Source organism: Bacillus sp. FSL K6-3154 (assembly GCF_040869395.1).
In the GTDB taxonomy this organism is placed as follows: domain Bacteria; phylum Bacillota; class Bacilli; order Bacillales; family Bacillaceae; genus Bacillus; species Bacillus safensis.
The window spans coordinates 3,384,811-3,399,521 of record NZ_CP152033.1; the positions used below are offsets into that span (position 1 = coordinate 3,384,811).

The 14,711-nt window shown below is 40.6% G+C and carries 10 protein-coding genes; all 10 read left to right on the forward strand.

Annotated features, from left to right (window positions below; all coding sequences use genetic code 11):
- Nucleotides 1-16: 16 nt before the first annotated feature.
- The 10 genes from dapA (at nt 17) to MHH61_RS17520 (ending at nt 14,669) form a co-directional block, all read left to right on the forward strand.
- Nucleotides 17-883 (forward strand): 4-hydroxy-tetrahydrodipicolinate synthase, encoded by an 867-nt coding sequence (gene dapA, locus MHH61_RS17475; protein WP_024427012.1) that lies wholly within the window; start codon nt 17-19, stop codon nt 881-883.
- A gap of 171 nt (nt 884-1,054) precedes the next feature.
- Nucleotides 1,055-2,722, forward strand: a complete 1,668-nt coding sequence (gene rnjB, locus MHH61_RS17480) for a ribonuclease J2 (RefSeq protein WP_012010007.1) — start codon at nt 1,055-1,057, stop codon at nt 2,720-2,722.
- Between the two features lie 122 nt (nt 2,723-2,844).
- On the forward strand, nt 2,845-3,573 hold the full coding sequence (locus tag MHH61_RS17485) for a ClpP family protease (RefSeq protein WP_024424124.1): 729 nt from the start codon (nt 2,845-2,847) through the stop codon (nt 3,571-3,573).
- Complete coding sequence (locus tag MHH61_RS17490; protein ID WP_008344712.1) at nt 3,570-3,806, forward strand: YlzJ-like family protein; 237 nt, start codon at nt 3,570-3,572, stop codon at nt 3,804-3,806. The genes MHH61_RS17485 and MHH61_RS17490 overlap by 4 nt, the downstream gene beginning before the upstream one ends.
- 110 nt (nt 3,807-3,916) lie before the next feature.
- A complete protein-coding gene (locus tag MHH61_RS17495; protein ID WP_125586763.1) occupies nt 3,917-6,304 on the forward strand; it encodes a DNA translocase FtsK in 2,388 nt (795 codons plus the stop codon).
- Nucleotides 6,305-6,468: 164 nt separating this feature from the next.
- On the forward strand, nt 6,469-7,194 hold the full coding sequence (locus MHH61_RS17500) for a GntR family transcriptional regulator (protein WP_048239805.1): 726 nt from the start codon (nt 6,469-6,471) through the stop codon (nt 7,192-7,194).
- 99 nt (nt 7,195-7,293) lie between these two features.
- A complete protein-coding gene (locus MHH61_RS17505; RefSeq protein WP_169510834.1) occupies nt 7,294-8,526 on the forward strand; it encodes an MFS transporter in 1,233 nt (410 codons plus the stop codon).
- A 311-nt stretch (nt 8,527-8,837) separates the two neighbouring features.
- Nucleotides 8,838-11,954, forward strand: a complete 3,117-nt coding sequence (locus tag MHH61_RS17510; RefSeq protein WP_125586761.1) for an MMPL family transporter — start codon at nt 8,838-8,840, stop codon at nt 11,952-11,954.
- Between the two features lie 145 nt (nt 11,955-12,099).
- Entirely contained in the window at nt 12,100-13,380 is a 1,281-nt protein-coding gene (locus MHH61_RS17515; protein ID WP_024427017.1) for a pitrilysin family protein, read from the forward strand.
- Nucleotides 13,377-14,669, forward strand: coding sequence for a pitrilysin family protein (locus MHH61_RS17520; RefSeq protein ID WP_125586759.1), 1,293 nt, complete (start codon nt 13,377-13,379; stop codon nt 14,667-14,669). The genes MHH61_RS17515 and MHH61_RS17520 overlap by 4 nt, the downstream gene beginning before the upstream one ends.
- Nucleotides 14,670-14,711: the final 42 nt, after the last annotated feature.

Below are 14,711 nucleotides of genomic sequence, written 5' to 3' on the forward strand. Positions count from 1 at the left end.
TGATGAGGTGAAAAAAATGAATTTCGGAAATATCGCAACAGCTATGATTACACCTTTTGATAAAAAGGGCAACATCGATTTCCAAAAGCTATCAATTCTCATTGATTACTTGTTAAAAAACGGCAGTGACTCCTTAGTCGTTGCAGGGACAACAGGCGAATCGCCAACTTTATCGAATGAAGAAAAAGTCGCTCTTTTTCAGCAATCGGTCAAATTAGCAAATGGTCGTTGTAAAATCATTGCAGGAACAGGCAGTAATAATACAAATGCGTCTATCAAACTAACGAAAAAAGCAGAAGAAGCGGGCGTTGATGCAGTGATGCTTGTCGTACCTTATTACAACAAGCCATCACAGGAAGGCATGTATGCACACTTTAAAGCCATTGCCGAGTCTACATCTCTTCCTGTCATGCTTTACAATGTACCAGGAAGAACGGCAGCTTCATTAGCACCAGAAACAACGATTAAGCTTGCGCAAATACCTAACATTGTTGCCATTAAAGAAGCAAGCGGCGATCTTGATGCTATGACAAAAATCATTGCAGAGACGCCAGAAGATTTCGACGTATATTCAGGGGACGACAGCTTAACACTTCCAGCTGTATCTGTTGGTGCAAAAGGAGTTGTCTCGGTTGCGTCTCATATCGTAGGACTGGATATGCAGCAAATGCTGAAAAGCTATGCTTCAGGCCAAACAGCGAATGCAGCATTGATCCATCAAAAGCTGCTTCCAATCATGAAACAGCTTTTCTCAGCACCAAATCCAACGCCTGTCAAAACAGCCCTTCAGCTGAAAGGACTAGACGTCGGATCTGTTCGTCTTCCGCTTTTGCCTTTGTCAGAAGAAGAGAGACTGGATTTAAGCAGCGTTTTAAACAGCTGATCAAAACAAAAGATTTCGTAAGCGGTCATTCTCAGATGTCCCTGAGTATGACCGTTTTTTATACATAAACACTTTCTTAAAATGTGACTTCATCTTGTTTTCTAAAATTAGATTCAGTTATAATAGCATTAAGCGATGATGGACGGGCTTGAGACTAGGAGGATAAGAATTTTGAAAAAGAAAAATACAGAGAACGTAAGAATTATTGCACTCGGAGGCGTTGGAGAAATCGGAAAAAACCTATATGTCATTGAGATTGATTCGGACATATATGTAGTAGATGCAGGTTTAATGCATCCAGAAAATGAAATGCTGGGCATTGACGTCGTCATTCCTGATATCTCTTATTTAACAGAGCGTGCTGATCGGGTGAAAGCAATTTTTCTTACCCACGGACATGATGAAGCAATCGGAGGCGTATTCCATTGCTTGAGCAAATTGTCTGTACCAGTCTACGGAACGAAGCTGACCCTTGCGTTACTTCGAGAAAAATTAAAGCAGTATGGCTTCAATCAAAAAGCTGATTTGCGTGAGGTACATGCAAAATCAGTCATTACTTTTGAAACAACAAAAGTATCGTTCTTTAGAACGAATCACAGTATTCCTGATTCAGTTGGGATCAGCTTCAAAACCTCTCTTGGTTCAATCGTATGCACAGGTGATTTTAAATTTGATCAAACCCCAGCGCTTAACCAAGCCTGTGACATCGGAGAGATTGCGAAAATTGGGAACAACGGCGTTTTAGCACTACTTTCAGACAGTGCAAATGCTGAAAAACCAGGCTATACACCTTCTGAGGCGCTCGTCCAAGACGAAATCTCAAATGCGATGTACAATGCTGAAAATCGTGTGATTGTTGCTGTGTCTTCATCTAATATTAACCGCGTGCAGCAAATCATTAATGCAACAAATCAAAATGGCCGTAAGCTTGCAGTTGCAGGGAAAAATATGATGACAACCCTTCAGCTGGCGATCAAGCTTGGTTATGTTACAGCAGACGAAGAATTATTTGTACCCGTTCAAGAAGTGAAGAAAATGGCGAAAAACGACGTAGTTATTCTGACTGCTGGAAGCCACGGAGAGCCGCTTGCTGCTTTAACAAAAATGGCGAAGCAAAATCACAAACAGCTTCATATTGAAAAAGATGATACAGTTGTGATTGCATCTACACCTCTTCCTGGACAAGAACTCACATATTCTAAAACAGTGGATTTCCTTACAAGAAGCGGAGCACAAGTCATTTTTGCGCAAAAACGTGTACATGTATCTGGACATGGCTGCCAAGAAGAGTTAAAGCTAATGCTGAACTTACTAAAACCGAAGTATTTAATTCCGGTGAATGGCGAATATCGTATGCAAAAAGCACATTCTCGTATTGCTGAAGAAGTAGGCATGAAACGCAGTGACATTTTCTTGATTGATAAAGGAGATGTTGTTGAGTTTAGAGGACAGAATGTCAAAATCGGTGAAAAAGTTCACCAAGGAAACATTTTGATCGATGGTCTTGGCGTTGGTGATATCGGAAACATCGTGTTACGCGATAGACGTCTATTGTCTCAAGACGGCATCCTGATTGTTGTCATTACGCTCGATAAACAAAAGAAACAATTAATTTCTGGACCTGAAATCATCACAAGAGGATTTGTCTATGTAAGAGAATCCGAAGAGCTGATTGTGAAAGCAACAGAAATGGTCAAAGGGATTGTCAAAGAGCAAACGGAAAACTCAATTGTTGAATGGTCAACATTGAAACAATCCATGCGCGATGTGCTAAATCAATTCCTATATGAAAAAACAAAACGTAAGCCGATGATCATTCCAATTATTATGGAAGTGTGATGATGATAAAGCCCAAGGAGCATAAGCTCTTTGGGCTTTTTTGATGTGGCATGAGGAATGCGGATGGAATATGGCCTACTTGTTCATAATAGGAGAAGAGTTTGAGGAAAGGATGGAGACAAATGGACGAAAAAAATGAACAGCAGCCTGAGCGAAAGCCAGAAGAAAAAGACAGCATTATGAGCAAAATACAGCAGCTTGGTGAAACAGCCGTTCCGCAGCTGCCGCAAGATACAAATATCCATTGCCTCACCATTATTGGACAAATTGAAGGCCATATGCAGCTTCCACCGCAAAATAAAACAACCAAATACGAACATGTTATTCCACAAATTGTAGCCGTTGAACAAAACCCTAAAATAGAAGGTCTTTTGATCATCTTAAATACAGTAGGAGGAGATGTTGAAGCGGGACTTGCGATTGCAGAAATGCTTGCTTCTTTATCAAAGCCAACTGTCTCGATTGTGCTTGGCGGCGGCCACTCGATAGGTGTCCCGATTGCTGTATCGTGTGACTATTCGTATATTGCAGAAACAGCTACGATGACCATTCATCCTGTGCGATTAACAGGTCTTGTGATTGGCGTTCCGCAAACCTTTGAATACTTAGATAAAATGCAGGAAAGAGTCATAAATTTTGTCACAAGCCATTCCAACATTACAGAAGAGAAGTTTAAAGAGCTCATGTTCTCAAAAGGCAATTTGACAAGGGACATCGGAACAAATGTCGTTGGTCATGAGGCAGCAGAATACGGACTCATGAATGAAGTGGGCGGTGTAGGACAAGCGATTAAAAAGTTGAATGAACTTATCGGAGACAGGGCATCTCAAAACGAGGGGCTGATCCAATGATTTTATATACGCCTATGCCATATGAAGCCATTTACGCTGAGGAACAGGGAGAACGCAAGCTCCAGCAGGTAAACATTCAGGGTGTACCAGTGATGGTAGAAATGAAAGAAGATGAAGCAGAAATCGTTCAAGTCATGAGTACCAATCCAATGGATTTTCTCAATCAAGAGCTTGCACCAGGCAAGCGATTGAAGTTACATTTAGGCACCAATCAAACCGACTCATATGAATGATTCTATGCTATAATAAAGGGAAAACTTACAACAAGATGCAGCCAAAACCAGGCTGCTTTCTTTCTGATCTTTCGGTAGGTTATATTTTCTTTCGTAGTAAGGTGATGAGTATGGCTAAAAAGAGAAAACGGAAAACAAGAAAAAAACAAAATAAACAGCTAAAACTGAAATATGAATTAAATGGGTTAGTCTGTATTGCCATAGCGATCATTGCCATCTTACAGCTGGGCGTTGTTGGACAAACCTTTGTACATCTTTTCCGATTCTTTGCAGGTGAATGGTTCATTCTCTGCCTTATCGGATTATTTCTTTTTGGTGTGACGATTTTCTGGAAAAAACAAATCCCAGATATTTTAACAAGAAGAAAAGCAGGTCTCTACTGCATCATTGCGAGTATCTTGCTTTTGTCACATGTGAAGCTCTTTCAGCATCTTTCATCTGCTGGCGTCATTGGCTCTCAAAGTGTGATTAGAAATACATTTGAGCTTTTCTTGATGGATATGAAAGGTGAAACAGGATCGCCTGATTTAGGAGGCGGCATGATCGGTGCCGTATTGTTTGCTGCTTCTTATTTCTTATTTGCGCAAGCAGGTTCGCAAATCATGGCGATTGTTCTGATGCTGATTGGAATTGTCCTGATTACAAACCGATCCCTTCAGGAAATGGTGAAAAAAGTGACGATTCCTCTATCACAATTTATGGTGAAGCAGTGGAAAGCGTTTGTTGAAGATATGAAAGGAATCAGGCAGGCGAAAAAGAGCGCGTCCTCTCAGAAAACAGGTGAAAAGAAAAAACGTTCACGCATCCAAGAAGAAGAAGACGATGATGATCTGATCTTGATCGAAGAGGAAACCCCGTCTTCTGATAATAGCCAGCCGATTATTTCAAGCTTTGCAGACAGAGATGACATTCTCACCCCGACGGTTCAAACGACGGTTCAAAAAAAGCAGGCGGCAAAAGAGACATCGCCTCTTCAGGACTCTGTGCAAAGTGCACCAGTTCAATCAGATACAGCCGATGAACCAAAAGAGGCACCGCCGATGACATTTACAGAACTTGAAAACAAAGATTACGAATTGCCGTCACTTGATATTTTGGCAGAGCCCCAGCATTCAGGTCAGCAAACAGATAAGAAAAATATTTATGAAAATGCCAGAAAGCTTGAAAAAACATTTCAAAGCTTTGGTGTGAAAGCAAAAGTCACACAGGTTCATTTAGGTCCAGCTGTGACCAAATATGAAGTATATCCAGATGTCGGCGTGAAGGTCAGCAAAATCGTCAATCTAAGTGATGATTTAGCCCTCGCGCTCGCAGCAAAGGACATTCGAATTGAGGCGCCGATTCCTGGTAAATCAGCCATCGGCATTGAAGTTCCGAATGCAGAAATTGCTATGGTTTCACTAAAAGAGGTATTAGAATCGAAGCAAAATGACCGTCCAAATGCCAAGCTCCTCATTGGACTCGGCCGTAATATCTCGGGTGAAGCTGTGCTTGCTGAAATGAACAAAATGCCGCATTTGCTTGTAGCAGGTTCGACTGGAAGCGGAAAAAGTGTGTGTATCAATGGTATTATCACAAGCATTCTCATGAGAGCGAAGCCTCATGAAGTGAAAATGATGATGATTGATCCGAAAATGGTTGAATTAAATGTGTATAACGGTATTCCGCACCTTTTGGCTCCTGTCGTAACTGACCCTAAGAAAGCCTCGCAGGCACTAAAAAAAGTAGTCAGCGAAATGGAACGCCGATATGAATTGTTTTCGCATACGGGGACAAGAAATATTGAAGGATACAATGATTACATTAAACGTATGAATCAAACAGAAGATGCTAAACAGCCAGAGCTTCCTTATATTGTTGTCATTGTAGACGAGCTTGCAGATTTAATGATGGTCGCTTCCTCTGATGTGGAAGATTCCATTACAAGACTTTCTCAAATGGCACGTGCTGCGGGAATTCATTTGATTATCGCCACACAAAGACCTTCTGTCGATGTCATTACAGGTGTCATTAAAGCCAACATCCCGTCCCGCATTGCCTTTAGCGTATCCTCTCAAACAGATTCAAGGACGATCCTTGATATGGGAGGCGCAGAAAAGCTGCTGGGCAGAGGGGACATGCTGTTTTTACCTGTTGGTGCAAACAAGCCGGTTCGTGTGCAAGGCGCCTTTTTATCAGATGAAGAAGTGGAACATGTTGTGGATCACGTGATTACACAGCAAAAAGCACAATACCAAGAGGAAATGATTCCGAGCGAAGAAACGCAGGATCAGCTTGCGGCTGTGGAAGATGATCTGTATGATGAAGCAGTGGAATTGATCATTGGCATGCAGACGGCTTCTGTTTCTATGCTGCAAAGAAGATTTCGCATCGGTTATACCCGGGCGGCACGTCTCATTGACGCAATGGAAGAGCGAGGCGTTGTAGGCCCATATGAAGGAAGTAAACCGAGAGAGGTTCTCCTCTCAAAAGAACAATATGACGAGCTCTCTTCGTAAGCTGAAGAGAGCTTTCCTGAAAAATAGTAAACAATAGTATGATTATGTTAACTGGATGTCAGACTATTTATTTATTTGCAAAAACATGATATAGTTATGTTCAACTTATCTCGGAATAGAGATTTCTCATCTTATCATTTGCATTGATTAGACGGAGGGAAAACATGTCGACCAAAACAGACAATCGCCATTTATATTTGAAAGTGATTGACCGTATTAAAGAAGATATTCAAACAGGTGTATATACCGAAAAAGAAAAGCTGCCTTCTGAGTTTGAGCTCTCAAAGCTTTTAGGTGTGAGCAGAGCGACACTGCGTGAAGCCCTTCGTATACTAGAAGAAGAGAAGTATTTAATTAGAAGGCATGGTGTGGGAACTTTCGTCAATTCAAGACCACTTTTTTCGACGGGCATAGAACAGCTGACAAGTGTCACGAAAATGATTGAGCAAGTCAATATGACGCCTGGTACCATCTTTTTATCCTCGCAAGAAGGGGAGCCAACAGAGAATGATATCATTCGTTTTCAATGTGATGAATCTGATGAGATTTTTTCAATGGAACGTGTTCGAACGGCAGATGGACAGCCAGTTGTTTATTGTTTAGATAAAATTCCAGTCAAACATCTTCCCGCTTCTTTTACACATGAAGAAGAGTCTCTTTTTGAGCTGTTTGGAAGAGAACCGCACAACGGGATTAAATATGCAGTTGCTGACATCGAACCAATTGGCTACCACGATCAGATCTCACCAATTCTAGATTGTGACCCTGAAACGGCGTTATTATTACTAAAACAAATGCACTATGATCAGGATGATCAGCCGGTCTTATACTCCCTCAATTATTTTCGAGCGGATAAATTCAGCTTTCATGTTATACGCAAACGATTTTAATAAGCAGTCGCTTCCATATGCGGCTGCTTTTTGTTTGCCCATACATAAAACCCGTCAAACTTGCCACACTAATACGTAACAGTATATAGAATTGGGTGAATGATGTTGGGCGAGAAAACAGTCAGTAAAAAGAATATCATTGCATTATCATCAGTGCCTCTAATCATGACACTTGGGAACTCGATGTTAATACCTGTATTGCCAGAGATAGAAAAGAAACTCTCGATTACTTCCTTTCAAGTCTCTCTCATTATTACGGTATATTCGGTTGTAGCCATCTTATGTATTCCAATTGCTGGTTACTTATCAGACCGGATTGGGCGAAAAAAGGTACTGCTGCCGTGTCTTTTAATCGCCGGACTTGGAGGGGCTGTGGCAGCAGTCGCCTCAACGATCATGAAAGAACCGTATATGTGGATTTTGTTTGGCAGGGTCCTTCAAGGGATTGGTTCAGCTGGAGCCGCACCTGTCGTTATGCCGTTTATTGGAGATTTGTTTCATGATGATGAAGAGGTCAGTGCCGGACTTGGCGCCATTGAAACCTCTAATACAGCAGGTAAGGTACTAAGCCCTATTATTGGGGCACTTCTTGCTTCATGGTTTTGGTTTGTGCCGTTTTGGTTCATTCCGTTCTTTTCGATCATCAGCTTTCTCATGGTACTGTTCATGGTAGAGTCGGCGAAAAAAGAGGAGGATCCGCCTACATTTAAAGAATTTTTAAAATCAACAAAGACCATTTTTAAGCATGAGGGACGCTGGCTTTATGCCATTTTTGCTATTGGCGGTTTTATTATGTTTCTTCTTTTTGGTGTGCTTTTTTACTTATCCGATAACCTCGAGGCAGCTTATCAAATAAAAGGCGTTAAAAAAGGACTCCTGCTGAGTATTCCGCTCCTTTTTCTATCAATCAGTTCCTACATTGCTGGAAAAACGATTGGAAAAGAAAAAGGAAAAATGAGAATCTTTTTAATCGTAGGGATGGCTTTGTTATCACTTTCTTATATTTTTTTATGGTGGAATCACAGCTTTTTCGTATTGTTTATCTGTTTAAGCATTGGCGGAGTGGGCATCGGTATTGTGCTGCCTGCACTTGATGCGCTGATTACAGAAGGAATTGAAAAAGAGCAGTGCGGTACCATTACGTCATTTTATAGCAGTATGCGTTTTATCGGTGTTGCTTTAGGACCTCCGATTTTTGCCTATCTAATGGATAAAGGGGACTCCATAGTCTTTATTCTCTCGACCATTTGCAGTCTCATTTCACTATTTTTGGTCCTCTTTTTCATCCAGCCAGATGAAGAGGATGAGAGTGAACAATTAAAAACGGTTTAAATATAGAAAAAAGATGGTATTTTGCCATCTTTTTTCTTTTTTATAAATTGACATGTAAAATTTTGATAGTTAAACTAATGTATAGTAATATCTTTTAAATTATCCCAAATTGGAGGTGTTCAAAAACATTCATTTTCTGTCTTTCTTTAGGCAGAAATTGAGCTCGCGTGCTGATGATGGAGATATGCTTCTTCAACACGAAAGGACAATTGAATAGGTCATCCTGCCATTTGAAGGAGACGCAGTCAGCACTTCAGACACGCTCAAATACAGCAAATTGATTGAAGAAGTAGAAGGAGCTTGAAGCAGCTATGTTGCAAATAATTAAAGCAAGATGGATTGTATTAGTGGTGTGGATGATAACAGCTGTGATTCTGTTTATTACTGCGCCCGATTTAGAGGAATTAACAAGAGAAAAAGGGCAATTAAAGGTTCCGGAGGGGACACCAACAGCTGAGGCACTTCACCTATTGGATAAGCTGTCAGATAAGAACGGGAAGAAAGATACAGGTGTGCTTGTATTCTCCGAACAACATCTGTTCCCTGCGAAAGAGCAGGAATTAAAAAAGGCTTTAGCTGCACTCATGTCAAATGCCCCAGAACTCCACATTGACGGAATTACTTCGTATTTTCATGTAGATCCGGACATTCAAAAACAACTTTTATCAAAGGATAAAAGTACACTTCTTGTTCCATTCAAATTCGACCACTACGAAACAAAAGCTGTGAAGATTAAAGAACAAATTGAGGAAGTTTTAAAGCCCTATCATGTCTCATATGAAATAACGGGTCAAAAGTTTGTGGATTCAGATGTCATTCAAAGCTCTCAACAAGGTCTGAAGAAAACTGAACTTATCACGATGATTTTTATTTTCTTTATTTTAATTATTGTTTTCAGATCGATATTGGCACCTGTTGTTCCGCTCATTACGATAGGCATTTCTTACGCTGTCAGCCGGTGTATTGTGGCTTTTCTCGTAGAATATACACAATTTCCTCTATCTAATTTTACTCAGATTTTTATGGTAGCCATTATGTTCGGTATCGGAACGGATTATTGCATCCTGCTGTTAAGCCGTTTTAAAGAGGAGATCGGTCAAGGCCGTGATGTCAAAGAGTCGATTATCGTCACGTATCAATGTGCAGGGAAAACGGTATTTTTCAGCGGCTTAGCCGTGTTAGTCGGCTTCTCAAGTATTGGATTTGCTAAATTCCAATTGTATCAATCAGCCGTTAGTGTTGCCGTTGGAGTAGGCATTCTGCTGATTGCCCTTGTCACCATCGTTCCCTTTTTTATGTCTGTTTTCGGAAAATCTCTATTCTGGCCATCTAAAAGAGAAAACATTCGGCACCCGCAAAGTAAAATGTGGGAATGGGCTGGGCGTTTTTCATTTAAAAGACCGCTGATCAGCTTAGGGTTAGTCGCTCTTATTACGGTACCTCCTATTCTGATGTACGACGGCACCCTATCTTATAACAGTTTAAATGAAATTGGGAATAAGTATGAGTCGGTGTCAGCATTTAATACGATATCAGAGCAATTTGGCTTTGGTGAAGCGCTGCCGCTGAATGTGCTTGTCGAAAATGATCATAAGCTGGATAATCAAGAAAAGATTGTCATGATTGAAAAACTGACTCGTAAATTAAATGACATTGACGAAGTCAAAACAGTCCGCAGTGTCACGCGGCCTGTTGGGGACGGGCTGAGCCAGCTTTATGTCACCTCTCAAGCGAAAGAGCTGGGAGGAGAACTTGGCAAAGGCCATGAAGGAATCGGGAAAATTTCAGATGGCTTGACCGAAACAAATCTCGCTCTTCTCAAACAAAAACCAAAAATTGAAGAATCCGCTCAAGGCATTGACCAGCTGATTGATGGAACAAAAGCAATCAAAAGCGGTATCGGAGAAGTCAGGGAATCCTTAATCTCTTTAGAAGATGGGGTGAGACGCAGTAAGGAAGGCGTCGGCACCATTCGAAGTAAAATCAAAAAAGCGAAAAAAGAATTAGAGCAAGAATATCGCAGCAGCGAAACGATGATTCAAGAGCTAGAGCGAGTGGTGAATACACTTGAACGCCATGCGAAATCGAATCAGCAGCTGATGACAACCATTAAGAAAGTAAGGGCATCCTATGAAAATCTATCATTTGAAGCACTAGAAAATCGTCTTCCAGAAGTAAAAGACATGGATGAATATAAAGAAATCAAGAAGGTATTCAAAGAAACAAAAGGAATGCTTGATCAAGCAGGGGATCAAATGAGTGTATATGAAGAGGAAGCCGCTCACTTTAAGCAAAAGATCAAGCAGGCAGATCAAGTGATTCAAACCTTATCAAGCAAGCAAAAAGAAGTAAAACGCCAAGTGCAAGCGCTCATGGATGGGCTTGATCAAATTTATGACGGCCTTGACCAAACAAATGAGGGCCAAAAACAATTGATTAAAGAAATGCCTAAAATCGAAGATGGAGCAGATCAGCTGACAGACGGCCAAAAAGCCATCAAAAAAGGATTTAGCCAGCTTTCATCAAAACTTACGTTGTTAACAGATGGATTAGGTGAAAGTATTGAAGGGCTTGAGCAGGTCAAAAGCGGCTTCACCGAGGCTGACGGCTACTTAAAGCAGCTTCAGCAAGCGCCAGATGAAGAAATAACGGGCTGGTTTATTCCAGAAGAAGTGCTGAAACGCCAAGAATTTAAGCAAATCTTTCATACGTATATGTCTCCAGATCGTAAATTAACGACTTTTGAAGTCATCTTAAATGTGAATCCATACAGTAATGAAGCGATGAAAGGTGTCGCGAAAATTGAGGAAACCCTTGATCAATATTTACCTGTAAGTGGACTCAAAAATGCCAAATACGGTGTATCTGGTATCTCAAGCTTAAATGTGGACTTAAAAGAAACGTCTGACGGTGACTTTATTCGAACTGTTATCTTCATGTTAATTGGTATTTTTATTATTTTAATTATTTTATTACGGTCAATCGTCATGCCGATATACTTAACACTTTCACTGATTTTAACGTATTTTACATCAATCGGGTTAACAGAATGGATCTTTAAAACATTTTTTGGCTACGATGGTGTCAGCTGGGCTGTTCCATTTTTCAGCTTTGTCATTCTTGTGACGCTCGGGATCGATTATTCCATCTTCCTCATGGATCGTTTTAATGAATGGAAGGGAGAGCATGTACAAGCATCGATGATATCAGCGATGAGAAATATGGGTTCTGTTATTATTTCTGCAGTGGCCATTTTAGCAGGTACGTTCGCTGCTATGCTGCCATCAGGAGTATTATCGCTTGTTGAAATTGCAACAGTCGTACTCATTGGACTTTTATTATATGCTTTTGTTGTATTGCCCCTCTTTATTCCGGTCATGGTTCGTATTTTTGGTAAATGGAATTGGTGGCCGTTTAGAATGAAATAACGACTGGCGTCTCTGCTCTGAGCAGAGGCGTTTTTATTTCCTATCCTTTCCTCTGATTGATATAATGTCTATTAAATGGCTGTTTCACGTATATATCAGCTATGTTCTAATACATAATAAATAGGATGAACAAAGGAGGTTTCTCATGACGTACTTACAAGAGAAGACACTGGACACACCGGGTCTTCATACTCATATTGTCAAAACAGAAAAATTTAAAACCGTGACAATCCTTTTTAAAATGCTTGCACCGCTATCCAAAGATGACGTCACCATGCGTTCTCTTTTCCCGCATGTGCTGTTAAGAGGAACAGAAAAGATGCCGAAAACAGGCGCACTGCGTGCCTATTTTGATGAGCTCTATGGCGCAACCGTTTCCGCTGACATGGCGAAAAAAGGTGAGAATCACATCATTACCTTTCGCCTAGAAATGGCGAATGAAAAATATTTAAAGGATCAAACCCCTTTACTAGAAAAAGGGATTGCCTTACTATCTGACCTATTATTCAACCCGTATGTTGAAGAAGGAGTGTTTAGTCAATTATATGTAGACCAAGAAAAACGCACATTAAAACAGCGAATTCAGGCAGTTTATGATGACAAAATGCGTTATTCGAACTTAAGACTCGTGCAGGAAATGTGTAAAGGTGAACCATATGCGCTGCACGTCAATGGTGAAATGGAAGACATCGACGCAATCACACCTCACTCGCTCTTTGAAGCTTATGAGCATGCGCTTCAATCAAACCAGCTTGATCTTTATGTTGTCGGAGATGTTGACGAACAAGACATCAGCCGCATGGTCTCCCAATACTTTAAAACAAGTGAAAGAGAACCAGTCAAACAGCAGGCTGAATCAGCAAGGCCTCAAAATGAACCAAAAGAAGTCATTGATGAAGAGGACGTGAAACAAGGCAAGCTGAATATCGGCTTTCGTACACATACAACAATTGCAGATAAAGATTATCCAGCCCTGCATTTGTTTAATGGCATATTCGGCGGTTTCTCGCATTCTAAGCTATTCATCAATGTTCGTGAAAAGGCAAGTCTTGCGTACTATGCTGTGTCTAGACTTGAGAGCTTTAAAGGCTTGATGATGGTCATGTCAGGAATTGAAGTCGGCAACTACCAGCAGGCAGTAGACATCATCAAAGAACAATTTGAAGCGATGCAAAAAGGTGATTTTTCAGATGAAGCAATTGATCAAACAAAAGCAGTCGTCAAAAACCAGCTGCTTGAAACGATCGATACGTCTTATGGAACAGCAGAATATTTGTATCAGCATGCCGTTGTTCCAACTGGGGAAACCCTTGATTCCTTTTTAGAAGCATTAGACCGAGTGACAAAAGAGGACATCATCAAAGTGGGTCAGAAAATCGAATGGGATACGACCTATTTTCTTAAAGGAACGGAGGGTGCTTCATGACAGTGAAAACAATTCAATTCGATCAGCTGCAAGAAACGGTCTATCACGAAAAAATGGAAAGCGGACTTGACGTCTATGTGCTGCCAAAGCAAGGGTTTAACAAAACCTATGCGACCTTTACAACAAAATATGGCTCTGTCGATAACGAATTTGTGCCGCTTGGAAAAGAAGACATGATTCGAGTGCCTGACGGAATTGCCCATTTCTTAGAGCATAAGCTGTTTGAAAAAGAAGATGGAGACGTGTTTCATACTTTTAGTAAACAGGGAGCATCCGCAAACGCTTTTACAACGTTTACGAGAACGGCTTATTTATTTTCAAGCACCTCAAATGTCGAACAAAACCTTGAGACACTCATTGATTTTGTTCAAGAGCCTTATTTTACTGAAAAAACAGTCGAAAAAGAAAAGGGCATCATTGGTCAAGAAATTAACATGTATGATGACAATCCGGACTGGCGTTTATTCTTTGGTCTGATTGAAAATTTATATCAAGAGCATCCTGTGAGAATAGATATTGCTGGAACAGTAGAGAGCATTGCCCCTATTACAAAAGATCATTTGTATGAATGTTATGAAACGTTCTATCACCCGAGCAATATGCTTCTATTCGTCGTCGGGCCTGTTGATCCGAAGCAAATTTTAGATCAAGTCAGAGCGAATCAGGCGAAAAAGCCATTTACAGACCAGCCGGAGATCAAACGAAAAGACATCAATGAGCCAGAAGGTGTGTACCGGAAAGAATACGAACTTCCAATGAACGTACAAGGCTCTAAATGTATGTTCGGTTTGAAAACAAAGAACCCGCATAAAAAAGGAAATCAGCTGCTAAAGCATGAGCTTGGGATGAACCTCATTTTAGAGACGCTGTTTGGCAAAAGCTCCTTACAATATGAACAGATGTATGAAAAAGGCTTAATTGATGAAACATTCAGCTACGATTATACAGAAGAGGGCGGCTTTGGCTTCACTTCAGTTGGCGGGGATACAAATGATCCTGATCAACTCGCAAAGGTATTAAAAGAAACCCTTCTTCAAGCAAAAAGCCTCATGACAGAAGAGAAAATTGAACTCGCGCGCAAGAAAAAAATCGGCAGCTTTTTAAAAGCCATGAATTCTCCAGAATATATTGCGAACCAATTTACTCGATATGCATTCTTAGACATGAGCTTATTTGATGTCGTCACAATGCTGGAACAAATTCAATTAGCTGATATTCAGCAAATTTTGGAAGAAGAAATTGATGAAGAACGGATGTCTGTTTTCAAAGTCGTCCCAAAAACAAAATAAATTTAAAAAGACAAACTCATATCGGCAGAGTTTGTCTTTTTT

What these genes read in the sequence shown, in the direction of transcription:
- MHH61_RS17505 (WP_169510834.1), top strand. Translation starts at nt 7,294, where the DNA reads ATGATGTTGGGCGAGAAAACAGTCAGTAAAAAGAATATCATTGCATTA.
- MHH61_RS17495 (WP_125586763.1), top strand. Translation starts at nt 3,917, where the DNA reads ATGGCTAAAAAGAGAAAACGGAAAACAAGAAAAAAACAAAATAAACAG.
- MHH61_RS17510 (WP_125586761.1), top strand. Translation starts at nt 8,838, where the DNA reads ATGTTGCAAATAATTAAAGCAAGATGGATTGTATTAGTGGTGTGGATG.
- MHH61_RS17520 (WP_125586759.1), top strand. Translation starts at nt 13,377, where the DNA reads ATGACAGTGAAAACAATTCAATTCGATCAGCTGCAAGAAACGGTCTAT.
- MHH61_RS17515 (WP_024427017.1), top strand. Translation starts at nt 12,100, where the DNA reads ATGACGTACTTACAAGAGAAGACACTGGACACACCGGGTCTTCATACT.
- dapA (WP_024427012.1), top strand. Translation starts at nt 17, where the DNA reads ATGAATTTCGGAAATATCGCAACAGCTATGATTACACCTTTTGATAAA.
- MHH61_RS17490 (WP_008344712.1), top strand. Translation starts at nt 3,570, where the DNA reads ATGATTTTATATACGCCTATGCCATATGAAGCCATTTACGCTGAGGAA.
- MHH61_RS17500 (WP_048239805.1), top strand. Translation starts at nt 6,469, where the DNA reads ATGTCGACCAAAACAGACAATCGCCATTTATATTTGAAAGTGATTGAC.
- MHH61_RS17485 (WP_024424124.1), top strand. Translation starts at nt 2,845, where the DNA reads ATGGACGAAAAAAATGAACAGCAGCCTGAGCGAAAGCCAGAAGAAAAA.